General features: G+C 74.0%; 18 protein-coding genes and 1 tRNA gene. 11 read left to right on the top strand and 8 right to left on the bottom strand.

Annotation, left to right across the window (positions count from 1 at the left end; all coding sequences use genetic code 11):
* Window positions 1-31 precede the first annotated feature (31 nt).
* Together UQW22_RS09485 and UQW22_RS09480 are read left to right on the top strand one after the other, a co-directional pair.
* Window positions 32-610 (top strand): hypothetical protein, encoded by a 579-nt coding sequence (locus UQW22_RS09485; RefSeq protein WP_407316470.1) that lies wholly within the window; start codon window positions 32-34, stop codon window positions 608-610.
* Window positions 611-747: 137 nt separating this feature from the next.
* On the top strand, window positions 748-3342 hold the full coding sequence (locus UQW22_RS09480; RefSeq protein ID WP_407316468.1) for a LuxR C-terminal-related transcriptional regulator: 2595 nt from the start codon (window positions 748-750) through the stop codon (window positions 3340-3342).
* A 275-nt stretch (window positions 3343-3617) separates the two neighbouring features.
* Here UQW22_RS09480 and UQW22_RS09475 read toward each other — a convergent pair.
* From UQW22_RS09475 to UQW22_RS09465, 3 genes are all read right to left on the bottom strand, one after another.
* Window positions 3618-3690 (bottom strand) — tRNA-Ala (locus UQW22_RS09475).
* A 108-nt stretch (window positions 3691-3798) separates the two neighbouring features.
* Window positions 3799-4926, bottom strand: a complete 1128-nt coding sequence (locus UQW22_RS09470) for a hypothetical protein (protein WP_407316466.1) — start codon at window positions 4924-4926, stop codon at window positions 3799-3801.
* Window positions 4927-4995: 69 nt separating this feature from the next.
* Entirely contained in the window at window positions 4996-5631 is a 636-nt protein-coding gene (locus tag UQW22_RS09465) for a GNAT family N-acetyltransferase (protein WP_407316464.1), read from the bottom strand.
* Between the two features lie 66 nt (window positions 5632-5697).
* Between UQW22_RS09465 and UQW22_RS09460 the strand changes: the two genes are divergently transcribed.
* The gene (locus UQW22_RS09460) at window positions 5698-6354 is read left to right on the top strand and encodes a 5-formyltetrahydrofolate cyclo-ligase (protein WP_407316462.1); all 657 of its coding nucleotides are present in this window, start codon (window positions 5698-5700) and stop codon (window positions 6352-6354) included.
* A 7-nt stretch (window positions 6355-6361) separates the two neighbouring features.
* Here the strand turns inward: UQW22_RS09460 and UQW22_RS09455 are convergent, their stop codons facing one another.
* A complete protein-coding gene (locus UQW22_RS09455; protein WP_407320767.1) occupies window positions 6362-8926 on the bottom strand; it encodes a penicillin acylase family protein in 2565 nt (854 codons plus the stop codon).
* 174 nt (window positions 8927-9100) lie between these two features.
* Here UQW22_RS09455 and UQW22_RS09450 point away from each other — a divergent pair, with 174 nt between their 5' ends.
* The 3 genes from UQW22_RS09450 (at window position 9101) to mscL (ending at window position 10703) form a co-directional block, all read left to right on the top strand.
* The gene (locus tag UQW22_RS09450) at window positions 9101-9460 is read left to right on the top strand and encodes an FmdB family zinc ribbon protein (RefSeq protein ID WP_407316460.1); all 360 of its coding nucleotides are present in this window, start codon (window positions 9101-9103) and stop codon (window positions 9458-9460) included.
* Between the two features lie 94 nt (window positions 9461-9554).
* A complete protein-coding gene (locus tag UQW22_RS09445; RefSeq protein WP_407316457.1) occupies window positions 9555-10205 on the top strand; it encodes an SAF domain-containing protein in 651 nt (216 codons plus the stop codon).
* 102 nt (window positions 10206-10307) lie between these two features.
* The gene (gene mscL, locus UQW22_RS09440) at window positions 10308-10703 is read left to right on the top strand and encodes a large conductance mechanosensitive channel protein MscL (protein WP_407316455.1); all 396 of its coding nucleotides are present in this window, start codon (window positions 10308-10310) and stop codon (window positions 10701-10703) included.
* 4 nt (window positions 10704-10707) lie between these two features.
* On the opposite strand, the gene UQW22_RS09435 is transcribed toward mscL, so the two are convergent.
* Both UQW22_RS09435 and UQW22_RS09430 read right to left on the bottom strand, forming a co-directional pair.
* Window positions 10708-10965, bottom strand: a complete 258-nt coding sequence (locus UQW22_RS09435; RefSeq protein WP_407316453.1) for a hypothetical protein — start codon at window positions 10963-10965, stop codon at window positions 10708-10710.
* Complete coding sequence (locus UQW22_RS09430) at window positions 10962-15164, bottom strand: hypothetical protein (RefSeq protein ID WP_407316451.1); 4203 nt, start codon at window positions 15162-15164, stop codon at window positions 10962-10964. The genes UQW22_RS09435 and UQW22_RS09430 overlap by 4 nt, the downstream gene beginning before the upstream one ends.
* Window positions 15165-15494: 330 nt before the next feature.
* On the opposite strand from UQW22_RS09430, the gene UQW22_RS09425 reads away from it, so the two are divergent.
* From UQW22_RS09425 to UQW22_RS09405, 5 genes are all read left to right on the top strand, one after another.
* The gene (locus UQW22_RS09425) at window positions 15495-16721 is read left to right on the top strand and encodes an MFS transporter (protein WP_407316449.1); all 1227 of its coding nucleotides are present in this window, start codon (window positions 15495-15497) and stop codon (window positions 16719-16721) included.
* Between the two features lie 80 nt (window positions 16722-16801).
* Window positions 16802-18820: a sigma-70 family RNA polymerase sigma factor gene (locus tag UQW22_RS09420; RefSeq protein ID WP_407316447.1), complete on the top strand. Its 2019-nt coding sequence runs from the start codon at window positions 16802-16804 to the stop codon at window positions 18818-18820.
* 51 nt (window positions 18821-18871) lie between these two features.
* Entirely contained in the window at window positions 18872-19264 is a 393-nt protein-coding gene (locus UQW22_RS09415) for a nuclear transport factor 2 family protein (RefSeq protein WP_407316445.1), read from the top strand.
* Between the two features lie 29 nt (window positions 19265-19293).
* Window positions 19294-22317: a non-ribosomal peptide synthetase gene (locus UQW22_RS09410; RefSeq protein ID WP_407316443.1), complete on the top strand. Its 3024-nt coding sequence runs from the start codon at window positions 19294-19296 to the stop codon at window positions 22315-22317.
* The gene (locus tag UQW22_RS09405; RefSeq protein WP_407316441.1) at window positions 22314-22862 is read left to right on the top strand and encodes a hypothetical protein; all 549 of its coding nucleotides are present in this window, start codon (window positions 22314-22316) and stop codon (window positions 22860-22862) included. The genes UQW22_RS09410 and UQW22_RS09405 overlap by 4 nt, the downstream gene beginning before the upstream one ends.
* Window positions 22863-22887: 25 nt before the next feature.
* Here UQW22_RS09405 and UQW22_RS09400 read toward each other — a convergent pair whose 3' ends face one another.
* The gene (locus UQW22_RS09400; protein ID WP_407316438.1) at window positions 22888-24627 is read right to left on the bottom strand and encodes a choice-of-anchor A family protein; all 1740 of its coding nucleotides are present in this window, start codon (window positions 24625-24627) and stop codon (window positions 22888-22890) included.
* A 266-nt stretch (window positions 24628-24893) separates the two neighbouring features.
* Window positions 24894-25277 carry a hypothetical protein gene (locus UQW22_RS09395; protein WP_407316436.1) on the bottom strand — a complete coding sequence of 128 codons (384 nt, stop codon included), beginning with the start codon at window positions 25275-25277 and terminating at the stop codon, window positions 24894-24896.
* Window positions 25278-25528 lie beyond the last annotated feature (251 nt).

The raw sequence follows: 25528 nt of genomic DNA, 5'->3' as shown, positions 1-25528 counted from the left end.
GGTAGCACCCACGATGAGAACCCTCTGCCGCATGCCGGCCCGCGCGTTCGCCGCAGCCGCCCTGACCACCCTGCTCGTCGGCGGCTGCGCCGCAGGTGACGACACCATCCCCGACGACGACGACGTCGAGGAGTCCGCAGCAGGCACGGAGACCGACGCGGCGGCCGGCCCCGACGGTGCCCCGGAGACCGAGCCGGAGGCGACCGCATCGGACGAGGGTTCCGGGCCGGAGGAGCCCGACGACGACGGGTCGAGCGCCGGAACGGTGACCGTCGGCGGCATCGAGTACTCGCTCGACGAGGTCCGCAGCTGCGATCCGCTGCAGGACGCGGGGATCGACCGCGAGCTCGAGCTGCAAGGTCTGGGCACGCACGAGGGAGAGCGTGTCCAGGTCGACGTCTCCGTGCAGACGATCGGCGGTGCGCCGTTCGACGACGTCTCGTGGGCCGGGCCCGAGGGAGTCTTCGGCAGTCCGGAGTCGGCCGAGGTCGTGCACGAGGACGGCAGAATCATCGGTGCGGCCACCCTGGTCGACGGGCTGACGCAGACCGAGACGGTCGACGTCGAGTTCGTGATGGACGTCCCCGCCGAGACCGTCGCCTGCCGGTGAGCGCCGACATCGGTCAGGTGCCGGCGGGGGCGGACCCGGGCGGGTGAAGTCCTCGACACCCGTCCGGCCCGGCGGGTCGTCGGGGCCGGGGCGCCATAGTTTGGAGGCCTCAGCCCCGCACCGGAGGACGATCACGCTTGCCCGGCCCTGCCCTGACGTCGAACGCCCATGGCGAGATCGTCGCCCTGACCCGCACTGGTCGGGCGGTGCTGATCACCGGCCCGCCCGGCATCGGCAAGAGCCACCTGCTGCGCGCCGTGGCGGCGGACCACGAGGGTCGAGGCGGCAGCGCACCGGTCCTCAGCGCCTGCGGCCTCGGCCGGGAGATCCCCCTCGGCGTCTTCTCGGGCCTGCCGGGCATCGACCCCGCGGAGCAGACGCCGGCCGGCCTCGTCGACGTCCTGACCCGGCGCCGCTCGACCACCCTGCTCCTGGTCGACGACGTCGAGCACCTCGACGACGCCTCCCTGTTCGTCGTGGGCCAGCTGCTGCGCAGGGCTCGCCTCCGCGCCGTGCTCACCGCCCGTGACCTCGCCGCCCTCCCCGAGACCGTCGGGAGCCTGTACGACGCCGGCGACCTCGACGCGGTGCGACTCGAAGGGCTCGACACCGCCCGGTCGGCGCAGCTCCTCACGGACGAGCTGTCGGGTCCCGTCACCCCGGCGACCCTGCCCCGCCTGGTCGCCGCGACGGGCGGCAACCCGTTGCACCTGCGCGAGGTCGTGCGCGGCTCTCTCGACGAGGGCCGCCTCGTGCCGACGCCGCACGGGTGGGAGCTGGTGGGCGACCCTGTGCCGACGACCCGCCTGGCACAGGCCCTGCGCCGCCGGTTCGACCGGCTCGACGAGGCCGCCCGCGAGGCCGCGGCCGTCGTCGCGATCGCCGGCGAGTGCCCACCGGCGGCCCTGGACGACGCACTGCGGCGCGCCCTCGTCCGGGCGGGGGTCGTCGACGTCACCACGGACGGACGGCTGCAGCTCGCGGGCCCCCTCGACGGTGAGGCGCTGCGTGCCGCGATGCCTGCCGCGCTGTGGCGAGATCTCACTGCCGAGGCCGTCCGTGCCCTGCGCGACGGCGACGCGGCCTCCGCCGGGCCGGGACCCGGCGGGCCGTCCCGCCGTCGGGCCGCACTTCTGGCGCTCGACCTCGGTGAGCCGTTCGATGTCGCCGCGACCCTCGACCTCGCGCGGCTGGCCCTGGCCGCCCACGACGACCGCCTGGCGTTCAGAGCTGCCAACGCCGCGCTCGGCCAGGCGCCCGACGCGGTCGAGGCGCACCGGATCGCGGGCCTGGCCGCTTCCGGGCTCGGGGACACCGAGCAGGGCGACCGGTATCTGGACGCGGCCCAGGACAGGGCGACGACGCCCGCCGAGCAGGTGGCGGTCGCCCTCGCCCGGGCACACCACCACGGGCTGCACCACCGGGACGCCACGGGAGCGCGGACGGTCCTGGAGGAGACCCTGGCCCGGCTGCCGGACGGCGACGACGCCGCTCACCTGCGCCGCGCCGCCCTGCGGTGGCGTGCGGTCGCCGGCGCCACGGCCACCACGCCCGTCGAGGCACCGAGCGGACCCACCGACGCCGAGACGACCTACGGGATGATCATGGTCGCGATGTCGGGCGTCGTCACCGGACCGCTGGAGATGACCGAGCGGCTCGTGGACCGGCTACGGCGGGCGCCTGCGGAGATGCTCGCGCAGGTGCCGGCCGGCTCGCTGCTCGTCGAGCTGGCCGACGCCATGGCCCTGTCCTACACCGGCGACGTGCAGGCCACGCGCCGCCGGGTCCGGGACGCGATCGCCGCGGCCACCGAGCAGACCCCCGAGGCGGTCGGCGCATGGCAGTACGCCCTGGGGCTGACCGAGCTGCTGGCCGCCGACGCCGAGGAGGCCTTCGCGCTGGCCACCGATGCCGTGTCCCGGCTGCAGTGGCGGGACGTCTCGGGTGTGCTGCCGGCCGCCCTGGCGCTCGCGGGAGCCGCGGCGCAAGCGACGGGCCGCACTGTCGAGGCGCGCAAGGCGTGGGACGCCCTGCCGGGCGCGGCCTCCGGTGACCCCAAGGTGGTCATGCTGCGCACGTGGGGCGAGGCGTGGCGCTCCGGCGCGGACGGGTACCGCGACCGGGCCGCCGAGCAGCTGGTCGACTCGGCCCGGTGGCTGCTCGCGGCCCAGCACACCTACCTCGCCGGCATGCTCGCTCACTGCGCCGTCCGCATCGACCGGCAGGTGTCGGCCGCGACGTCCGTCCTCGACGACGCCGTGGCGACGGCCGGCGGGGGGCTGCTGCAGCTCCTCGCCCGGCACGGGCGCGCGGCGGCGGACGGGGACCTCGAGGCGCTGTCCACGATCGCCGACGAGGCGAACGAGCTCGGGCTGGTGACCACGGCCACGGACACCTGGCTCGCACTCGCCGACCACCTCGACCGCAGGCGGCGCACACCCGCCGGCCGGCGCCACCGGGTCCGGGCGGACGCGCTACGGTCCCAGGTACCAGGCATGGCCACCTGGCGGGGCGACGCCGACCGGAAGCTGTTGCTCAGCGCCCGCGAGCTGCAGGTGGTGCGGCTCGCCGCTGAGCGGTACCCGGCCAAGGAGATCGCCGCGGTCACCGGGACGTCACCGAACACGGTCACGAACCAGCTCTCGTCCGCGTTCCGCAAGCTCGGCGTCCGCAGCCGTGCCGAGCTGCGGGAGTGCCTCGCCGCCGGGCCCGACCGGACTGACCTAGGTTGAGCACGTCATGAACCGGCCGGTGCCCGCGCCCGCGACGCCGGGCAGGTTTGCCGCGGTTCAGCGATCTTGATGATTCCCTGAGGTGTTCCCGACGGGGCCCTGACGGTGCGTCACTAGCGTGAGGAACAGACGCCCTGCCGGGCTCATCCCCCTAAGCGGGTCCGGCGGGGCGTCAACCATCTCCCCTCCCGTCGCTGCCGTAGCTGCCGTAGCTGCCGTAGCTGCCGTCGAGGGACGACGAAGGCCCGGAACCATCGGTTCCGGGCCTTCTGGGGTGGAGCTAGGGGGATTCGAACCCCCGACCTTCTCATTGCGAACGAGACGCGCTACCAACTGCGCCATAGCCCCATGCACTGCCCCGTGGAGCGGTAGCAAGATTAGCACCCTGCCACCGTCCCCGACCAAATCGGCCCGCCGGCCGGGACGTGACGTGGGCCACCCGGCCGGGCAGGTGAGTCAGCCCGCGGCCCGGCGTCGGGCCAGGATCTGCTCGAGCGGCAGCCCGAGCGTCTCGGTGCGGGGGCGGGGCTCCTCGGTGGTCGACGAGGCATCCTGCCCCCCGTCACGCGCCGGGTGCACCGGCGCGGAGGGAGCGGACGCGGCCGAGGACGCGGCGGCCGGACCTCTCTCGCGTGCCGGTTCCGGTGTCTCCACGTCCCGGGTCCGGTGCGTCGGCACGGTCGTGGCCTGCTCCCGTCGCGGCGCGGCGGGCTTGGTCACGTAGGTGGGCAGGGGCACGGGAACCGGCTCCCAGGGCTCGCCCGTGGGGCGCGACGGGACCGGAGCCTCTCGGACGGGCTCCTGGTCGTCGTCGCCCGCCCGGTCGCCCGAGCCGGCGACGGAGGTGGCCGGCTCGCGCGGTGCGGTCGCACGCCCGGCGGGCTCGGGTTCCGCCGCGGGCGCCGTCTGCTGCACGCGCGGGATCATCCGTGTGCTGGTGTCCGACGGGTGCACGGCGCGCCCCGTGATCCGCGCCCGGTTGCGCGGTGCGTACGGTCCGCCGTGCGCCAGCGTGCGCTGCTGGGTCGCGCGCTGCTGCTCGGCCCGTCGCTCCGCACGCCACCGTGCGTCCGAGCGCCGCGCCGCGAGCACCGCGAACCGGCCCAGGAGCAGCACGACCGCCAGCATCGCCGAGGGGATCATCGCACCCCACCACACCAGGTACCCCAGCCCGACGGCGGCCCACGCCCCGCCCGTGCCCAGCGCCAGGAGCAGCGTCACCAGCAGGCGGCGGCGCGCCCGCGCGGCACGCCGTTCCAGCACGGCGAGCCGCTGGGTGCGTACGCGCGGCGTCGCGCCCGACGGCGGCCCGGCCGCCCGTGCAGCGGCGAGCGGGAGGCCGCCGGTCGCCGTCGAGACGCTGTCGCGGTCCTGTCGCATCGCACGCTCCTTCCGTCGTCCACCGGCCCCCGGTCCACCTGTGCCCGCGTCCGCCACCGCGAGGACCCGCAGACCGCCGGAGAACCGGTCGTCGAGCTGCGCGTCGGCGAGCTGCTGACGGTGACGCACCCGCTGCGGGACCCAGAAGCCCAGCCACAGCACGAACAGCGCGAGGGCTGCGAGTCCTGCCGGCGACGTCTCCACACGACGACGGTAGGCGAGGCAGGGCGAGCCGTGCCGGACCGACTGGCGGCGTGTCCGCGACCTGGACGCTCAGGCGCCGCCGCGCACCTGCTGCCACCGGGCCAGCAGCCCGCCCGGCACCTCCTCGGCCGTCAGCGCGAAGGTGCGGTGGTCGCGCCAGTCGCCCTGGATGTGCAGGTACCGCTCCCGCAGCCCCTCGTCGCGGAATCCGAGCTTGGCCACGACCCGCAGGCTCGCCACGTTCTCGGGCCGGATGTTGATCTCGATCCGGTGCAGCCCCAGCACGAAGAAGCAGTAGTCCGTCGCCATGGCCACCGCGGTGGGGATGATGCCGCGGCCCGCGTGCTCGCGCGCCACCCAGTAACCGATGCTGCCCGAGCACAGCGACCCGTACTGGATGGACGACACGGTGAGCTGTCCGACGAGCGCTCCGTCCAGCTCCACCACGAAGGGCAGTCCCGTACCCGCCCGGGCCTGGGCGCTCAGCGCACGCACGTAGTCCGCGAACGAGGTGGCCTCGGGCCGGTCGCCCGGCGTCGTCGCCTCCCAGCTCTGCAACCAGGACGCGTTGAGCTGGCGCAGCCGCATCCACTCGCCGCCGTCCCGGCGGCGCAGCGGGCGCAGCACCACGGCGCCCGACGGCGTGTCCTCCCGCAGGGTGACGGGCCAGGGCCTGGTCACCGCCCACCTCTTCGCATCGTTCATCCCGGTTTCCCTCGTCCACCCGGCGCGCCGGGTCCCCCGTGCCCCGGACCCTGCCACAATAAGGACATGCACGGCGACCTCAAGGCCTCGACAGCGCGCCAGCCGTACCCGGTCGTCGCGGGCATGGAACCCGAAGACGCCAAGGACGAGCTCCGGCGCGCGATCCGTCACCATCGCACGGAACGGTCCCAGCGGCTCCGCGACGAGGCTGCCGCCGCGCTGGCCGAGGTCCTCGCCACCATCCCCGCGGTGCGCGACGCCGCCGTCGTGGTCGCCTACGCGGCGCGGCCCACCGAACCGGGCACCGGCCCGCTGCTGGAGATGCTCGCCGGGCGCGGTGCGCGGGTGCTGCTGCCCGTCCTCGGTGCCGGGCTGGCCCGCGACTGGGCCGACTACACCGGTCCGTCCGACCTGCTCGAACGCGCTCCGGGACGCCCGCCCGAGCCGGGCGGACCCAACCTGGGCGCCGACGTGATCGCCGAGGCCGACGTCGTCATCGCCCCGGCGCTGGCCGTCGACACCCGCGGTACGCGCCTGGGGCAGGGCGGCGGCTGGTACGACCGCGTGCTCAAGCAGGTGCGCGCCGGCGTGCCGTCCGTCGCCGTGGTGTTCCCCGAGGAGCTGTACGACGCGACGCAGCGGCCGCTGCCCGTGCTCCAGCACGACGTGGCGGTGGACGCCGTCGCGACGCAGGACGGCTGGCTCCCGCTGCCGGCGGTCTAGCCGGCGCTCAGGGCACGAGCGTCGCCGTGTCCTGCGCCGACTCCTCCACGGCCTGCCGGCTGAACGGCCAGGCGAACGTCTCCCCGGCCGCCCATGCCGAGAGCTGGTCCGTGTAGTGCGCGGACCCGGGGTGCCCCGACGTGCCGGTCACGGTCACCCACGTCGATCCGTCCAGGTCGCCGAGGTCGACGACCATCCGCATCGACGGGCCGGTGGTCACCGCGAAGCTGCCCGTGGAGGCGTCCCACGACGTCGCGTTGACGATGGAGCTGCCGCCGGGCATCTCGACGGGTCGCGGGTTGACGTAGTCGCGCACGAGCGCGGGCACGCCCTCGCCCCCGACGACGGGGTGGCTCAGGGACAGGGTGTGCAGCGCGCCCCAGCTCCAGTCCTCCGGCTCCTTGGACAGCTCGACCGTGAGGTCGCGGCGTGCCGTCACCAGGGCCTGGGTCAGGGCCTCGTCCCGGGTCTCGACGACGTTGACCGTCGACCGGTCGTCCCAGAACGGGTCCTCGGGACGCTCCAGCATGTCGCGCACGACGACGAGCCACCGGGAACCGCCGCTCGGGCGCATGCCCTCCGGCACGTCGTCCCAGAACGTGGCCCGCAGCAGGTTGCGCCAGACCGCGTTGAAGTACGCCGCCGCCGCGGAGTCCGTGCCCGTCGTGTAGTCCCACCCGGCCAGCAGCTCCTGGCCCGCGGCGTCGTACGGGTCGTCGAGCTCGACGTCGAGGAGCACCGGGACGAGCTCGGCGGCGAACGGAGACCAGTCGTCGTTCTGCAGGCCGTTCATGTCGGTGACGGTGAACGGGCGGCCGGCCGCGACCTGCTCGCCGAGGAGCTCGCGGATGCGTTCCGAACGGAACCCGTGGTCCCAGTCCTGCGTCAGGTACGGCCCGGCCCCCGAGGGCAGCACCGCCTGGTTCGCGGCCACGATGAACCCCTCCTCGGGGTCCAGCGCACGCGGCATGTCCTCCGCGTCGACCCAGCCCTGCCAGTCGTAGCGCGGGTCCCAGCCCGGCCGCGGCCAGGTGCCGTCCGCGGGGACCGGGCCGGTGACGCGGCGGCGGTCCGGCACGCGCCCCGGCGCCTGGTAGCCGATGTGGCCGTCCGTGGTCGCGAACACGATGTTCTGCGCCGGCACGTCGAAGAGCGCGGCCGCGGCCTGGACGTCGTCGGCGTCGCTTGCGGCGTCCATCGCGAAGATCGCGTCCGCCGTGCGTCCCGGTTCGAGGGCGGTCCACGACAACGACACGGCGTACTCGCCGAACGCGGTGCCCGCCTCGGTCGGGGAGCCGACGACGGCGCCGACGTCGACGACGGACGACACCACCGGGCCGTGGCCGGTCGAGCGCACCTCGAGCTCGACAGGGTCGCCGCCCGCGACCCGGATCGTCTCGGAGCGCACCTCCATCGGCTCCCACTCCTCCGCGTCGGCGTCGCGCAACCAGGTGTCGTCGCGGATCCGCTCGACGAAGAAGTCCGTGACGTCGGCACCCATGTTGGTCAGGCCCCAGGCGAGGTCCGCGTTGTGCCCGATGACCACCCCGGGGAACCCCGCGAGCGAGAACCCGGCGACGTCGAAGGGACAGTCGTCGCCCACCTGCTCGCAGTGCAGGCCCACCTGGGACCACAGGCTGGGCACGTCGAGCGCCAGGTGCGGGTCGTTGGCCAGGATCGGGGAGCCGGACTCCGTGAGGTCTCCGGACACCACCCACGAGTTGGACCCGGTGCCCTCGCCGGTGCCGACGAGGACGGGGACGGCCTCGACGGCGGCGGCGGCGGACGACACGGCGCCGTCCAGCGCCGCGTCACCCCAGGCGACCTCCGTGACGGAGCGGGACCCCCGGGCCCCGCCCTCGTCGCCGACGGTCAGGTCGCTCTCCGCGAGGATCGGCGTGTTGCCTCCCTCGGCGAAGCTCGGGAACAGCTCGTTCACGAGCTCGACGTCCTCGAGCGTGCTGTAGGCGAGCGCCCGGTCGAGCTCGTCGTCGTAGTTGCCGCGCAGGTCCCAGGCCATGGCCTTGAGCCAGGCCAGGGAGTCGACGGGGTCCCAGGGTGCCGGGTCGGGGACGTCGACGGCGGTGCCGAGCACGGTGTACTCGAGGGCGATCTCGTCCGGGCTGCGGTCGGCGAGGTAGGCGTTGACCCCCTGCGCGTACGCCTGCAGGTAGCTGCGCGACTCCGGGGAGACGAGGTTCCACTCCTCCTCGGCGACGTCGCGCCAGCCGAAGGTGCGGATGACCTTGTCGGCGTCGATCGCGGCGGGGACGTCGCCGACGAGCTCGGCGAGCCGGCCGGCCGTCACGTGGCGGCGGTAGTCCATCTCGAAGAACCGTTCCTGGGCGTGCAGGTAGCCCTGGGCGGCGAAGAGGTCCTCGGACGTGGAGGCGTAGACCTGGGGCACACCCTGCTCGTCGCGGTGGACCGTGACCTGACCGGTCAGCCCGGGCACGTTCTGCGTCCCGGACACCTCGGGCAGCGGCTTGCGGACCGTGACGACGGTGAACGTGACGGTCGCGACGAGCGCGAGCGCCACCAGCACCGCGACCCCGACCAGGGCGCGGCGCAACCGGGAGTGCGCAGGAGCGGGATCGGCCTCGCCGGCCGGCCGGTCCGGCTCACCGGGTTCGAGGTCGGAGTCGTTCGCTGAGGGCAGGTCGCTCGCTGACACGCAGGCGAGACTACCGTCCGCGTATGATTGGCACTCGCAACTTCTGAGTGCCAGCCCGACGAGGAGAGCCCCGTGCCCACGTACGCCTACCGGTGCGCCGACTGCGGCCACGCCTTCGACATCCACCAGGCGTTCACCGACGACTCGCTGACCGTCTGCCCCGAGTGCTCCGGACAGCTGCGCAAGCAGTACGGGTCGGTGGGCGTGACGTTCAAGGGGAGCGGGTTCTACCGCACCGACTCGCGCAACAGCTCGAAGAGCTCGGGCGGCTCGTCGTCCGGGGACTCCGGCTCCGGCGCCAAGAAGTCCGGCAGCTCCGGCTCGTCCGGCTCTGGTTCCAGCGGCTCGTCGGGCTCGGGTTCGTCGGGCTCCGGCTCCTCCGGATCGGGGTCCAGCGGATCCGGGAGCTCGTCGAAGGCCGCCCCCGCCTGACAGCGGGCCACCGTCGCCACCCACAGGCCGCCGTCGTCCACACGGACCCACGCCACTGCCTCGGCGTGCCGGACACCGGCCTAGCGTGCCGGGCATGCAGCCCACCACCAGGACCCGGCTCGCCCGCCACGCCCGGACGGTGTTGTGGCGCGGACGGTTCGTCGTCGCCGCCGTCTGCTGCGGTCTCGCCGCCGGCGCGACCGTCGAGGCGCTGCGGCCCGCGCCGCCGCCCACCCAGGAGATCGTCGTCGCGGCCCGCGAGCTGCCCGCCGGCGCGGCGCTGACACCCGGAGACCTGGACACGGTCACGGTGGCGGCCGAGCTCGCCCCGCCGGGCGTGCTGACCGACCCCGCCGACGCCGTCGGCCGGTCCCCGGCCGTCGCGCTGGCCCAGGGCCTGCCCCTGCACGCCGACCTCGTCGCCGGCGGCGGCATGGCAGCCCGCGCGCCCGACGGGACCGTCGTCGTCGGTGTGCGGCTCACCGAGGCGTCGTGGCTGCGACCCGGCGACCGCGTCGACCTGCTGGGCACCGACGACGACGCCGACTACCTCGCGCGCCGGGCGCTCGTCCTGCCCCCGCTCGGGTCCGACGACGACGCGCCCGGTGCCGCGGGGCTGCTCGGCAGCGCCCCACCCGCGGCCCGGGACGCGGCCGTCACCCTCGTGGCCGTCGACCCCGACGACGCCGCTGCCGTCTCGTCCGCCGCCGAGTGGGGCGCCGTGGCCGCCGTGCTCGTGCCCTGAGGGCCACGTTGCTGTCACGCCGCGCGCCCGCGACAATCGGTGCCGGGTGCCGGGACCGTCCCGGCGGGGCGCACCGCGCCCGGGCAGGAGGACTCACCACGCATGCTGGCCGGATTCAAGACTTTCATCCTGCGGGGCAACGTCATCGACCTCGCCGTCGGGATCGTCGTCGGGGCCGCGTTCACGGCCGTCGTCACCGGGCTGATGAACGGGATCATCACGCCGTTGATCGCCGCGATCTTCGGCAAGCCGAGCATCATGAACGTCTGGTCGTTCACGATCAACGGCTCGCAGTTCAGCATCGGGCTGTTCCTCGACGCCGTGCTGAACTTCCTGCTCGTCGCCGCGGCGCTCTACTTCGTCATCGTCCTGCCGATGAACAAGCTCAACGAGCGCCGGCAGCGGGTGGACGACGAGGTCGCCGAGGAGCCGGCGGCCGACCTGGCGCTGCTCACCGAGATCCGCGACCTGCTCGCCGCGCAGTCCCGGCAGCCCTGACCCGTCACCAGTGCGGCGGCACGTCGCGGCGCAGGCGCTCGTCGTTGGAGTCGTGACCGCCCTCGTCGTCGGTCGTCGCGCCCCAGACGGTCTCCCGCTCGGTCCCGCGGCGCACGGCCCGCCGAGGGCCGCGCCGCCGGCCGGGAGCGGGCTCGGTCGGCACGGCCGACTCGTCCGCCACGGCCGACTCGTCCGCCACGGCGGACCGGTCGGCCGGCGCGCACCGGGGGGACTCGTCGGAATGCTTCGCGGGGTCGGTCACTCCCCCATCGTCTCCCGCGGGTCCTGGACGATCTCGTCGGGCACGTCGTCGGCCAGCACCGGCACGACGACCTCCGGCGGCACCGGTACGCCGCCAGGGGTGCCGACCCGGTCGTCGCGCACCTGCTGCACCAGCCGGCGCACCCGGTCGGCCTCGCCCTCCGGGTCGAGGAACGCCGCCGCCGACCACACCTGGGCGACGGTCCAGCCGAGCCGTTCGAGGCGCTGCGCGAGCTGGCGGTCACGCACCCTGACCGACGGCTCCGCCACGTAGGCGGCGTCGTCCGTCAGCACGGCCACGAGCAGCTCCCCCGGCAGGTCCGGGTGGCCCACCACGAGCGGGATCCGGTCGCCGTCGCCGATGCCGTAGTCCGTCTCCACGAGGTACCCCAGCCTCCACAGCCGCTCGCCGAGGTCCATGAGCAGCCGGTCCGGGACCCGCCCGGCGTCGATCCCGTTGCCCAGCTCGACCTGGTCCGCGACGCCGGACCGGCGCTCCGCGAGCTCGAGGAGCTCGCGCAGCAGGCGCGGGCCGCGCCCGCGCAACCGGTCGGGGTCGAGGGCGTCGGCAGGGAAGCACGAGACCACGTGCAACCGGTGCCGCGTCGCGCCGAGCGCACCGAGGAGCATCGCCGCCCCGCCGTCGTCGCCGAGCACGCCGAACCGGTGCAGCACCCGCCCGTGGGGTGTGCGGCCGAAGCCCAGCGAGAGCAGGATCGTGTCCCGGGACAGACCGGCGACCCCCGTGATGTCGGCCACGACGACGGGTTCGGCCCGGCGCCCCGAGAAGAACGGCGCGAGGGCAGGGTTGGCTCGCACCTCGGCCAGGAGCGCGTCCCGGATGCGGTCGGCGTGCGCCGCGGTGACGGTGACGATGCCCAGGGTCTCCTCGGGACGGGTCAGGGCGTGCTCGATGGAGACCTCCACGACGCGGTCCACCTCGGCGCGGGTGCTCTCGACCGACCCGGAGTCCGGGTCGGGCATGCCCGTGCCGTCGACCACGTCGAGCCGGACCAGCGCCTCCGGCCGGGGCAGCGGCGCGGGACGCAGCAGCCCCTCGTAGCCGTGCGCGGCCAGGAGCCGGGTGAGCTCGGGGTCGCGCCGGTTCTCCTGCGGCTGGAGGGTCACCGTCGGCAGCAGCTCCGACAGCTCGCGCACGCTCGTGCCCGACGCCGTGCGCGGGTCCCCGACGACGACCACCTGCCGGCCTCGGGCGAGGCAGGTGACGACGACCTCGATCGGCACGTGCTGAACGGCGTCGAGGACCACCAGGTCCACGGTGCGGTGCGGCGGCAGCAGGTGCGGCACCAGGGTCGGCGTCGCCAGGACGACCGGTCGCAGGCGCCGCGCGACGTCGCCGTAGTCCTCGACGAGGTCGCGCAGGGACGTCATCCGCCCCTCGATGAGCTCGGCGAACAGCGCCTCCGCGCCCTCCCTGTCCTCGCGCATCGCCGTGCCCAGGTGCGCCCGGGCCGCGACCCTGGCCGGCTGGGACAGCGCGGCGAGGTGACGGACGTCCAGGTCGCGGAACCGACGGGCCAGCGCGTCGAGACCGGCGCCGTCCTGCCCGGCGAGGGTCGGGTCGCCGTCGAGGATCTGCTCGAACACCGTCGTCCACCAGGCCAGGTCGAGCTCGGCGCCCACCTGGTCGGCGGCCGCACGCCGGGAGGTGAGGTCGTCCACGAGCTCGCCGATCCCGGCGTCGCGGGCCCGACGCAGCAGGTTCGTGCGCTCCGGCAGGGTCTCCAGCGCCTCGGGGTCGCCGGCGAGCCGGTGCAGGCGTTCGGTGAGCGCGTCGAGATCCAGGTCGAGCAGGCGGCCACCGTGGGTGGTCGGGCTCAGGACCGGTTCCAGGGCGGCCAGGTCGATACGGACGGCCTCGTAGGTGTCCTCGATGGTGGCCAGCCCCTCGGGCAGGGTGGGCCACCCGCCGCGGGGCGAGTGCTCGGCCCAGACGTCGCGCTGCTCGGCGACCTCGACGAGGGCCGCGTGCAGGTTCGTCACCCGCACGCCCGGCCGGACCATGTCACGCGCCCGCTTGCGCAGCCGGCGGCGCGTGAACCAGCCCATCTCGACGCCGCGCTCCCGGCGCCAGCCCCGGGTCGCGGTCGCCTGGACCAGGTCGGTGGCGGTGCGCTCGAAGACCATGGGGTGGAAGACGTCCAGCGTGCTGCGCATCCCGGCGAGCATCGAGAGCTGGGTGCCCCACGAGCTCACGGTGGTCGGGGCGGCCAGCCCGGTCACCTCGCCGGTGTAGGCGATCTGCCGGCGCAGCTGCGGCAGGCTCGCCTCCTGCAGCCGCCGCACCCTCGCCAGCGCCTCGCGAGCCTCGTCCATCGTGGTCAGGTGGGCCCCGAACCACGGTGTCGACGACGGTCGCAACGTGAACGCGCCGAGCGCGGCCGCACGTCCCAGGTCCGCGGCGAGCCGCCGTCGTCGGTCGCCGTCCAGGGCGACGGCCGTGCGGGCGTCCAGCCGGACGGACGTCGACGGCGCCGGACGCTCCGAGGTGAGTCGGGCCAGCTCCTGCAGCGCGTCGTAGGCAGAGACCCCCCACGGCTCGCGCCGGGCGTGCAGGGCGTCGATGTACCCGGTGAGCTGGGCGCGCGCGCCGATGAGGGCGTCACGCAGGCCGGCCGTCTCCGCCGTGCTCACGGACTCGGGTTCGGTCGCCATCGCGGACAGCAACCGTTCGGACATGTCGTCACGCCACGTCTGCCGCGGGGTCACGTCCAGCGAGAGGCCTTCGAGACCGAGCTCGTCCAGGCGCTGCGCCAGCCGGTCGGCGGCCCGGCGGTGACCCGTCACGTACAGCACCGACCGGCCGGCGGCCGCCGCCTCGGTGACCACGGCGGCGAGAGTGCCCGCGACGTCCGCTCCGAGCGGCGCGTCGACGAAGAAGTGCTGCCCCGAGCCCAGCACGTCGACCACGTGCCGCTGGTGCGGGTCCAGGTCACCGACGCCACGCTCCCGCGACGGGTCGGCATCCCCCCGGCGCGAGGACGGCAGCTCCGCCGTCGACACCCGCTCCACCGCCTGGTCGGCACCGGCGAGCGCCGCGACCAGTTCGTGGCGGCCCAGCGCGGGCGCCAGCTCGTCCAGGTCGTCGACGAGGGCCTGCCCCGGGTGCACGAACGTGCCCACGAGCACCCGCTTCTCCCACCGGAAGTCGGCGAGGTGCTCGGCCGCGAGCGCGGCCACCCGGTCGAGCACGTCGTCCGGGTCGAACCCGGCGGCCGTGAAGGTCGCCTGGGCGAGGGCGGTCAGGTCCTCGCGCACGCCGCGGGCCCGCAACGTGCGCGCCAGGACCGGGTTGATCTCCGCCGTCGGCTCCAGCGTGAGCTCGTAGTCGGTCTCGCCGTCGCCGCGAGGCGTGAGCGTCACCGGCCGCAGCAGGATCGGCACGTGCACGGTCCGGGTGCCCGGCGTCACCTCGTCGGGCGGGGTGGGGCGGCGCGCCGGGGCGTCCCGGCGCCGGGCCACGCTCACGACCGGGATCGACGTCGTGACGGCCGGGGCCGTGTCCGCCGCCGCCTGCGCGAGACGGGCAGGTGACGCGGCGGAGGCGGAGCCGACGTCGTTCGGCGAGTCCGCGGAGTCCTCCGGCGGGCTCGGCGAGCTCGCGCTGGCCACCTCCGCGAGCGCGGTCAGGTCACCGTGCCGGTCACCGGCTGTCTGGCCCGCCTCGCCCGCCTCGACGGGCTCGGACCACGACGCGACACCGATCGCCAGGGACGTCGGGGCCAGACCGTACTGCGCGGCGTGCTCCGCCGAACGGACGACGACGGCGCGCGCCCGGCGCCGTGCCGTCGGGAACGTGCCGGGTTCCCGCACCAGGTTGGACAACCGCGTGGAACGTCCGGCGAACAGCTGGGCGACACCGGAGGGGTGCGCGGCCGACAGGTCGACGACGGCCTCGCCCAGCGTGCCGACGTCCGTGAGCGTGGAACCCCCGACCATCTCGGCCAGCCCGGCACGCCACCGGCGCACCGCCTCGACGAGCGGGGTCGTCGTGGTGGGCCCGGACGGACGCGGCGGCCCGTCGGGTCCGGTCGGCTCGTGCGGACCGGTCGTCGGGGGGCGCGAGCCGGCGTCCGACGGGCTCGTGGCGTCGGACGGCCGCTGCGGCGCGCTGTCGTCCTGCGGCTCGACCGAGGGTTCGGCCGCGGCCGCGGCTGTGGATCGGCGGAGGACTCTCACGCGAGCACGGTAGACCCGGTCGTCCGGGCGGCGGCGCCGGGCACGCCGGGTCGGCCGGAATCACCGGCGCACCGAGCGGGCCGAGCGGTCGAACCGTCGACGCCCCCTCGGCGGGGGTCCGAGGAGGCGTCTGACCGGAAGTCCGGTCGAGGACAGCGCGCACCGCGCAGGGGGCGGGCGATGCGCGCTGCCACCAGGTAGTCTGCCCCGCGTCTCACCTGGCAGTCAATACAGAAACAGCATTCACCGCCTCCGGTGCGAGACCGCTCCCACACCCTGTGACGTCGAAAGATGTGGCACCGGTCCCGGTCGCGGTCCTACGCTCCACCGGTGAGGAGAGTCATCGAGGCGGTCGTGCCGGCACGGATGGGTGTGCCCTTCCGGTGGATGCTCGCGTCGAGCTGGACGAGCAACATCGGTGACGGAATCGCGCTGGCCGCCGGACCCCTCCTCGTCGCCTCGCAGACCGACTCGGCGTTCCTCGTCGCACTGGCCGCGATGCTGCAACGGCTGCCGTGGTTGCTCTTCGGGCTGTGGGCCGGTGCGCTCGCCGACCGGCTCGACCGGCGACGCGTCGTCGTGGTCGCCAACCTGCTGCGGGCCGCCGTCGTGACCCTGCTCGTCGCGGTGATCGCGACCGGGCACGTCTCGATCGAGCTCGTGCTGCTCGCCATGCTGCTCATGGGCACCGCCGAGGTGTTCGCCGACACCACCTCCCAGACGCTGCTGCCGATGCTCGTGCCCACGAACGACCTCGGTACCGGCAACGCCCGCCTGCAGGCCGGCTTCCTCACCGCGAACCAGCTCGTCGGGCCGCCCGTGGGCGCGGCGCTCTTCGCCCTCGGCACCGCGTGGCCGTTCGCCGTGCAGGTGGTCACCGCGCTGCTCGCGGTCCTCCTCATCGCCCGGATGACGCTGCCCGCCGTACCTCCGCCGGCCGAACCGACCCGGGTACGCCAGGACATCGTCGACGGCCTGCGCTGGACCTGGACCAACCCGCCGGTGCGGACCCTCGCCCTCGTGATGCTCTCCTTCAACATCACCTGGGCGGCACCGTGGGGCGTGCTCGTCCTCTACTCCCTCGACCACCTGCACATGGGGCCGGTCGGCTACGGCCTCCTGACGACGTCGGCGGCGGTCGGCGGGCTGGTCGGCACCGTGCTCTACGGACGGCTGGAGCGCCGGTTCGCGCTGTCCACGCTCATGAAGGTCTGTCTCTCGCTCGAGGTGCTGTTCCACCTCGTCCTCGCCCTGACCGAGACAGGATGGGTGGCGATGGTGGTGCTGTTCGTCTTCGGCGCCTACGGCTTCGTGTGGGGGACGGTGGCGAACACCGTGCGGCACCGGGCCGTGCCCACCCGCTACCAGGGACGCGTCGGGTCGCTGTACATGATGAGCCTCTTCGGCGGCATCGTCGTGGGCAACGCGCTCGGCGGCGTCATCGCCCAGCACTGGGGACTGACCGCGCCGTTCTGGTTCGGGTTCGTTGGCGCGGCGCTCACGCTGGCGCTCGTGTGGCGCCAGCTCGCCCACGTGGCGCACGCCCAGGCGGACTGAGGCCGACCCGGCACGGGCACCGCCCGGCGTGCGTGACAATGGGTGGGCAGCAGGCACGTGCGCGGGGGGAGGCTGCGTCGATGAGGTTCGGTCACCGAGGACCGCAGGACGGCGAGGCCGCCGATCTCCACGAGCTCGGCGACGACCAGCTCGCCACGGCGGCCCGGACGGGCACCGAGCGCGCGTTCGGCGTCCTGTGGGACCGCCACGCCGGGGCCGGAATGGCCGCCGCACGCCGGATGACGGCCGCCTTCGACCCCGAGGACCTGGTCCAGGAGGCCTACCTCCGCATCTGGAACGCCCTGCTCAACGGTCGCGGCCCCGACGGTCCGTTCCGCCCGTACCTGTACAAGACGCTGCGCAACATCGCGGCCTCCTGGTCCCACCGGCCCGCGGACCTGCCCGTCGAGCACCTGCCCGAGCAGGCCGACCCGCGCGACCTGTCCGACGACGTCGTCGAGGGCTCCGTGGCGATGCACGCCTTCCGCGCCCTGCCCGAGCGGTGGCAGTCCGTGCTGTGGTACCTCGAGGTCGAGGAGATGCGGCCCCGCGAGGCGGCGCCCCTGCTCGGGCTGTCTGCCTCGGCCACCGCGGCGCTCGCCTACCGGGCCCGCGAAGGGCTGCGACGGGCGTGGCTGCAGGCACACATCAACGTCGGGGCGGTGGCACCGGCCTGCCGGTGGAGCGTCGAGAGGATGGGCGACTTCCTGCGCGACAACCTCAGCCGCGACGTCCACCACAAGGTCCGTCGGCACGTGGCGCAGTGCGACGACTGCACCGCGCTCGTCGGTGAGCTCGACGACGTCTCGACGCGGTTGCGCGCCGGGCTCCTCCCGCTGTTCCTCGGTGTCCCCGCGCTCGCCGCCGAGGCGGGGCTCGGCGGGACCGCAGCGGTCGGCGCCGCCGGTGGGAGCCCCGGTGCCGGGGCCGGCGGGACCGGGCGTCGTGCGGGACGGCTCAGCACCCGTCAGGTCCAGGCCGTCGTGGGTGGTTTCGCGGTCACCGCCGTCGTCGGCGCCGCGGCGTGGGCAGGCAGCGCCGTGCTGGGCGGTGCACCGGTGTCCGAGGCACCGGGCGCGGTCCCCGTGGCGTCCTCGGCCCCGCCGTCGTCGGCCGGCGAGGAGACGCCGGAGGAGCCGGAGGAGCCGAGCACGACCTCGGAGCCGACGCCCTCCGATGCGGAGGATGCCCAGGAGACCGATCCCACCGAGGGGACGACGTCGCCCGGGCCGGGTGGGGCAGCACCAGGCACAGCACCCGCCGGGGCCGACGACGCACCGGACGAGAACCTCACGACCGGGGCCGACGAACCCGCACCGGCGCCCGAGACCTCGACGGTCGTGCCGACACCTACGCCCGCACCCACGCCAGCCGTCACGTCGACGGCGACGCCCACGCCCTCCCCGACCAGGACCGCGCCCACGCCCACGCCCACGCCCAGCCCGTCACCGACACCGACGCCCAGCCCGTCGCCCAGTCCGACACCGACCGAGGACCCGCCCGACCCGCCGGTGCTCGGCACGACCACCCCTGCGGGCACCGTCACGGTCTTCCCCCGGACCAGCGGTCAGGCACCGCCCGGGACCGTCGTCACGGTCACCGACGAGGCCGGATCGCCCGTGAACTCCCTCACCGTGGGCGAGGACGGCACCTGGGAGCTCACGCTCGACGGCCTGGGGACCGGGTACCACGGCGAGCTCACCGTGACGCAAGCCGCCCCGGGCCAGGCACCGGTCGAGGACCCGATCGGGACGTACACGTTCGACCTGCCGCAGATCCTCGAGCCGGCCGACGGCGCCGTGGTGACCGGACGGCTGACCTTCGGGCGGCCGGGGCTGACGGTAGACGTCGAGTTCGACGGCACCCCCGAGCTCCACGTACGCGCCCTCGTGGACGGGAAACAGACCGCGACCCGCCACACCCTCGGGAACGTGCCCTTGAAACGTGTGGTGTACGACCTGGAACCAGGGACGCACACCTTCGGGCTCCGGGTCACGGAAGGACCTGAGGCGAATCCTCGCTACGGCCCGACGACGACGGTGACCTTCACCGTGGTCTCCCCCTTCGGTGTCGCGGGTGCGGTGCCCGCATACCCGTGAGACGGTGAGTTCGGCTCGACACCCCACCCACCTCACACTGAGGAGAGTTCCGTGTCCCTGACCCACCGCAGCGTCCTCGCGAAGGTCTACGAAGCCTTCAACGCCGCCGACGCCGACGCCCTCGACCAGCTCTTCCACGACGACGCCGTCATGTCGATCCCGGGTGAGACGCAGATCTCCGGCGTCTACCACGGCAAGGCGGAGATCCTCGGCATCTTCGCTCGCATGGCGCAGCTCACCGACGGCACCTCGCGGGCCGAGGTCCGCCGTATCACCCTCGACGACGACGGCGGCGTGGTGATCGCCGTCGACGCGGCCACGCGCTTCGGGGAGCAGGTCACGGCCGAGTTCGCCGACGTCTACACCCTCCGGGACGGCGCCGTGAGCGAGCTCCGCGTGTTCCCCGCCGACCCCGCAGCGATGACGTACTTCTGGCGCGACTGAGCCCGACCAACCACAGTCAAGGAGTCCTCATGACCGACCTCCGTGGACTGATCGAGCACCTCGACGGCCTGACCGAGCGGCAAGCAGACGAACCGGCGGTGGTCGACGCCTCCGGGACGAGTACCTATGCCGACCTGCGACGGGCCTCGACCAGGATCGCCGCTGACCTCGCGGCAGCAGGGGTCGGACACGGCGACGTCGTCGGAGTCCTGGGACCCCGGGGCCGTCGCACCCTCGCGGCGATGATCGGGGTGCTGCGCCGGGGCGCCGCGTACATGCCGATCGACCAAGCCGTACCGCGTCGCCGGTTGGCGACCATGCTCGACGTGGCCGGCTGCGGAGTCGTCGTCTCGACGGCACCGGACACGTCGGTCGCCGAGGGCCTGGTCGACATCGTCGACGCCCGGTCGGACGAGTCGACCGCCGACGTTCCGGACCTGCGCGACGTCACGGTCCCCTCGACGGCGGAGGACCACGCCTACGTGATGTTCACCTCGGGATCCACGGGCACGCCCAAGGCTGTCGCCGTGTCGCAGGCCGGTGTGGCGCGGCTCGCCACGCAGAACGGGTGCTGGAGCGTCGGGCCGGGCAGCCGCTTCCTGCACGCCTCCGCGCTCGCCTTCGACGCCTCGACCATCGAGATCTGGTCGTCGCTGCTGAACGGCGCCTGCCTCGTCGCCGTCGACACCGACATGCTGCTCGCCCCCGAGGCGCTCCGTGAGCACCTGCGCCACCACGAGGTGGACACCGCGTTCTTCACCACCAGCCTGCTCCACCACCTGGCACGGACGTCGCCCGAGGTGTTCGACGGCCTGGCTCAGGTGATCACCGGCGGCGAGGCTCTCGACGCCCGGTACGCCGAGGTCGTGGCACGACACGTCGGCGTCCTGATCAACGTCTACGGTCCCACCGAGGGGACGGCGGTGGCCATCGCCCACGTCGTCGAACCAGGGGCTGCCGGTCCGGTGCCCATCGGCCGACCCCTTCCGTACGTCGAGTGCCTCCTGCTCGACGGCGACCGAACGGTCTCGGGGGAGGGCACCGGCGAGCTCCTCATCGGGGGCGTCGGCGTCGCCTCGGGCTATCTCTCCGACCCGGAGCGGACGCGAGAACGGTTCGTGGAGATGAGCGTCGGCGAGAGCGGGGCCCGCGCGTTCTACCGCACCGGGGACCTGGTCCGTCGATCGTCGGACGGTACCTACGAGTTCGTGCGCAGGCTCGATGGACAGGTGAAGATCCGTGGGTTCCGGATCGAGCTGGGCGACGTCGAACAGTCGCTCCGCGGTCTTGACCACGTCGGCGAGGCAGTCGCGGTCGTCGTCGGCGAGGGGGCCGACAAGCGGTTGGTCGCCGTCGTCGTCCCGGCTGCAGGCGTGCGGTTCGACGCGGCCGGTCTCCGTGCCCGGCTGTCAGAGGTCCTTCCGACCTACATGCTGCCCAACGACATCGTCCAGGTGACCGAGATTCCCCGGACGCAGAACGACAAGGCGGATCGCGCAGCGCTGCAGCGCATCGCGGCCGAACGCACCGCCGCGCCAGGTCCGGACCACCGACCTCGACACGGGTCGGTCGCCGATCAGGTCGCGGAATCGTGGATGGCGACACTCGGCACTTCGGAAATGGCGCCGGACGAGCACTACTTCGACGTCGGCGGGACCTCGCTCGGCGCTGCTCGCCTGGTCGCCCGGGTCCAGGCCGACCTGGGTCTCGCAGGGGCGACCGGCTACGACCTGATCCGTGCGCTGCTCTCCGCACCACGCCTGGACGAGTTCACGGCGCACGTGATGTCGGTGGTCGCTGGCACCAGGTCGGCGGCCGACGAGATCGACGGCGACGCGGACCGCTGGCACGGCGACGTCCATCTCCCCGCGACCACACCGCTGACGACCGCTCCGACGGGGGACCGCATCCTCCTGACCGGCGCGACCGGATTCTTCGGTTCCTATGTGCTGCGCGACCTTCTCGCCACCACCGACGCTGTCGTCGAGTGCGCGGTCCGCGCCCCCGACCCCGTGGCTGGCCGGGAGCGCATCGCCGAGGCCCAGATTCGCTACGGGCACGGACCGCTCGACGCCGCCGACCGTGTCGTCGCGCTCCCCGCGGACCTGACGGAGGCGGACCTCGGGCTGTCGCCGGACGACTTCGACGCGCTGGCGCGCCGTACACGCGCCATCCACCACTCGGCCGCTCACGTCAACTTCGTCTATCCCTACGAGTGGCTGCGACCGACGAACGTCGACGGGACTCGCACGGTGGCCCGGCTCGCGTTGCGGGGTGGTGGGATCCCCGTGCACTACGTGTCCACGATCGCGGTCCTCTCCGGGATGGGGTCGGCGAACGTCCGGCACCTCTCGGAGAACGACGACGTCGGCCATGTGGAGCGGATGTCGATGGGCTACCCGGAGAGCAAGTGGGTGGCGGAGAAGATCCTGGGCCTGGCGGCGGAACGCGGTGTCCCGGTGTCGGTGTACCGCCCGTACGAGATCACGGGGAACCTGCGCGACGGCGCCTGGAACACCGAAGCGGCGATCGTCGCACTCTTCAAGGCCATCGTCGAGATGGGTCTCGCACCCGACGCCCGCCTGCCTCTGGATTTCGTGCCGGCGGACTACCTGGCGCGTGCGTTGGTCCATCTCGCCGAACGGCCGGATCACGTCGCGGCCACCTACCACCTGACGAACCCGTCCTTCGCCGTCCTGTCCGACATCGTCGAACGTCTGCGGCTCGCGGGACACCGGATCAGGACGATCGGCTACGACGAGTGGGTCGGTGCGCTGCGAGAGTTCTGCACCGCTCACCCGGAGCACCCGATCGTGGCGTTCCTGCCGATCTTCACCACCGTGGCTGCCCAGCGCGACGTCAGCGTCAAGGAGCTGTACTTCGAGGACCTGTTCCCTCAGTTCGGCCGCGAGAACGTCGAGGCAGGGCTCGCGGGGTCAGGCATCGAGTGCCCCCCGGTCGACGAGGCGATGCTGGACACCTACATCTACTGGTTCCACACGATCGGATGGATCGATGCTCCGGCACGCACCGACGTGTTCGAGAGGGCGTGATCGTCGACCTCTGGGTCGGTCCGGTGGTCCCGGTGGCGCGCTGCGCCGCCTCGCTGTCCGCGGAGGACGCGGCCGCTGTCCGCCGGGCGGCGACGCCGGCGGTCGCCGACCTCGTCGCGACGTCGCGGGCGATGCAGCGCTCGGTGCTCGCCCGGGCGCTGGGCGTCGGCGTCGAGGACGTCCGGATCGCCCGTCGCTGCGCGCGCTGCGGTCGCAGCGGCCACGGTCGTCCGGTGGCCGTGGACGGGCCGGCGTACTCGATGGCGAGGGCCGGTCGGGTCGCGGCGATGGCCGTCGTCCCGGACGGCGTCGTCGGGCTCGACGCCGAGAAGGACGGCGTGGGTTCACGCGCCTGGGTGCGCGGCGAGGCCGCGCTCAAGGCCCGGGGCCTGGGGATCGACCGGCTGTGGGCACCGGAGCCGCAACGGATCTTCGACGGTCTGCACCTGGTCGACCTGCGCGCGGGTCCGCAGATCGGCGCCCTCGCGACCGACCGCCCGGTCACCTCGGTGCACTGGCACCGGTGGCGTCCCGGGCCGCCCTGAGCGTCAGGGCGGCCCGGGACGGCTCTCACACCCGTCCGCCGCGGGCTCGGCGGCGCGCCATGACGACGAGCCACGCACCGGCGGCGAGCAGCGCGACCGCGACCGCCGCGGCGATGCCGGCCTCGGTCCCGGTGACGGGCAGCGTGCCCGTCTCGTCCGACGTCGCGACCACCTGGTCGGCCGTGTCCGTGTCGGGGTCCGCTCCCGTCACCTGCTGACCGGTGGTGTCCTGCGGGTCCTGGTCCTGGGACCCGCCCGGCTCGTCGACCTCCGGCTCCTCGACCTCGGGCGTGGTCTCGTCGCCGGGCTCGGTCACCTCGGGCGTGGGCTCAGGGGTCTCCTCCTCGGTGCCGACGGCGTCCGCGGTGTTGGTGAGGGTCACCCGCACGACCTCGTCGGCCGTCACGGTCACCGACGACGGCGAGAACTCCGGAGCACCCCACACGACGCCCTCGACCTCGGGCAGACCCGACTCGGCGAACGTCACGATCGTCCCGGCCGGCAGGTCCTGCGGACCGTCCACGACGGTGCCGCCCGCCGGGACCACCAGCGTGCCCGCGACGGGCTCGCCGTCGACGGTCGCGGCGTACTCGACGGAGAACTCCGTGCCCGGGTCCACCAGGCCGGCGCCCGCGCCCGTGACCTCCTTGACCACGGAGAACCCGCCGACCGCGGCGATCTCGGTGACGCAGCTGGTCTCCGGCGCGCCGATCCAGGGGTAGTTGTGCTGCTCGTTGCCGGTGCCGCTGGTCGTCAGGTCGCCGCCGACGTAGACGCGGCCGTTGGTGCTGGCCGTGATCTCGGTGTCCGCGGCGGGCGCGAGGATCGTGCCCATGAACTGGCTCGTCCCGCCGATGGTCACCTGCTCGGCGTCCGCGAGGTTCCACAGGAGCTGGGACGCGGCGTTCCCGTAGCCGGGGCTGGCGAAGTCGTCCACCCGCTCCCCGTCGATCATGAAGTAGGTCGGGGCGAGGTCGACGGGACCGCCCGTGACGGTGATCGCGACGGCGGCGCCCTCGTCGATCCCCTCGACGTAGACCTCGGTGACGCCGTTCAGGTCCGCCGCCGAGATCTCGACGGTCTCGAGGTCGGTGCCGCCGCTACCGGTGAACGTGACCTGCTGTCCGGACCGCGCCGCGGTGCCGGTGGTGCCGGCGCCCGCGAGGTCTGCCGACACGTCCGCGATCGTGGACTGGAAGCCCGCGTACGGGGCCATGGCGGACTCGGCGCCGAGCCCCTCCTCCACGATCCCTCCGAAGGTGTCGACGCCTCCTCCCGGCGTCAGGGTCCCGCCGACGCGGACCGCTCCGCCGTCGTCGATGTACGCGCCGACGTGCACCTCGGTGTCGTCGGCGACGGTGACGTTCCCACCGACGGCGAGCATCGTCTCGCCCGGTGCCGGGACGATGCCGGACCCCGCGCCGACGGCGCCCACGTTGAAGACACCGCCGGCGTCCTTGGCGAACGTCGCGTCGCCGCGGACGAGGAGGAGACCCTCGGACTCGGCCGCGGTCCCGGTGGCCAGGTAGTCGCCACCCGCGTAGACGGCGACGTTGCCGTCGGTGAAGGTCGGCGCGCCACCCATGCCGGGCATCTCGCCCTCCGCCGCACACCGGTCGGCGGGCACTGCGGCGGCAGCGGGCGCCGCTCCGGGCCCGACGGTGACGGCGAGGGCGCCGCCGAGCGCGAGGCCCGTCGCGGCGGCCACGGTCGCCGCGCGCCGGAGGCGTCCGCGGACGGCCCACCCGTCCACTGCGTGAGTCATGAACACTCCGTTCGATCGCTGGTGGAGGCTCTCACCACCAGATAGTTAGACAACCGTACTTATCGATCATGACGCGAATCGATCGTGACGTGGATCACTCCGCGCCGCGTCATCGACCCGGCCCGGCGAGGTCTGAGCAGGTGGCGGCGGCTCACGGGCAGCACCCTCCTTGCCTGAGGGCCGTCGCTGCCGGCACGGGTCGACATCGACCACGGTCCGGGACACGTCGCAGGGGGACGGGTCCCGGACCACGTGCCGCGGCACCGTCAGGTGCGGTCCGACGTCGCCAGCAGAGCCTCCAGCGCCAGCACCGCGTCGACCATGCTCGGGGTGTCCCCCACGCACGCCGCCCGGACACCGGCCCAGGCCAGCTCGCGCGCCAGCGCAGCACGGGAGACCGTGAGCATGCTCTGCCCGCCGCGGACCACCAGGCCGGCGAACGCGCCGACCAGGGGCGACTCGGCCACGTTACGGTCGGCCCGGTCGAGCGCCTCGCTCGTCCGGACCTCGATCGCTCCGGCGAGGGCCTCCCGGACGACGCGACGAGTCCCCAGCCCGGCATCGACCTCCCGGCCGCCTTCGGCCGCCGTCGGCCGCAGGCGCGAGTGCAGGTCGGCCAGCTCGTCGGGCGTCAGGAGCGGCGGGACCATCACGTCGACGCGGACCGTTCCGTCCTGCGATCCGGGCCGTTCCGGCGGCCCGGAGCCACCGATCCGTGCATATCCCCAGATCGTCGGGGTCAACGCATATGTCGTCCGCATCCTCACCGAGGCCCCCTCGCCTGTCGCCGCCCGGTACCTGTCATGACGCAGGTCGCACCCGCACCTGACGGCCGCCACCGGGTGAAGTCCGGCCGGGCGCACCGGCGCGACCCGACGACGGCGCCCCTGCCGGCGTGGGC

The organism is Isoptericola halotolerans (assembly GCF_045689585.1).
Lineage (GTDB): Bacteria > Actinomycetota > Actinomycetes > Actinomycetales > Cellulomonadaceae > Isoptericola > Isoptericola halotolerans_B.
The sequence above is the reverse complement of the archived record's forward strand: the minus strand, read 5'-3'. Positions and strand labels throughout refer to the sequence as shown.